General features: G+C 62.3%; 1 protein-coding gene. It reads left to right on the top strand.

What is annotated here, in order from left to right; all coding sequences use genetic code 11:
• The coding region (locus A9X03_RS07085) for a cyclopropane mycolic acid synthase family methyltransferase (protein ID WP_068017022.1) at nt 1-763 on the top strand (763 nt) is incomplete at both ends.

Below are 763 nucleotides of genomic sequence, written 5' to 3'. Positions count from 1 at the left end.
GAATCGCAATCCATCTACGACGTTTCGGACGAGTTTTTTGCCCTGTTCCTAGATCCGACAATGGGCTATACGTGCGCTTATTTCGAACGCGAGGGCATGACCCTGGAAGAGGCGCAGAATGCGAAGTTCGATCTGGCGCTGGGCAAGTTGAATCTCGAGCCGGGGATGACGCTACTCGACATCGGTTGCGGCTGGGGAGGAGCGCTGCACCGGGCGATCGAGAAATATGACGTCAACGTGATCGGGATCACGCTGAGTCGCAACCAGTTTGCCTACAGTAAGGCCAAAATGGCCGCCATCCCCACCGACCGCTCCGTCGAAGTCCGGTTGCAGGGCTGGGAGGAATTCGACGACAAGGTCGACCGAATCGTCAGCATCGGCGCCTTCGAGGCGTTCAAGGCCGACCGGTGGCCGGCCTTTTTTGAACGTGCCCACCACATCCTGCCCGACGACGGTCGGATGCTGTTGCACACCATCGTTCGCCCCTCCTTCAAGGAGGCCAGGGCGCGGGGCATGACGCTGACGCACGAGATCGTGCACTTCTCGCAGTTCATCCTCACCGAGATCTTCCCGGGGGGCTGGCTCCCGACCCCGCAGACCGTCGGGGAGTACGCCGTAACGGCCGGCTTCGAGCTGACCCGGGTGCACTCACTGCAGCTGCACTACGCGCGCACCCTGGAGACGTGGGCGGCCGCCCTCGAGGCGAACCGCGACGAGGCCATCGCCATCCAGTCGCAGGAGGTCTACGACCGCTACATGAAGT

This window comes from Mycobacterium sp. E1715 (assembly GCF_001667625.1).
Taxonomy (GTDB): domain Bacteria; phylum Actinomycetota; class Actinomycetes; order Mycobacteriales; family Mycobacteriaceae; genus Mycobacterium.
This window is presented reverse-complemented; position numbering and strand designations above follow the sequence as displayed.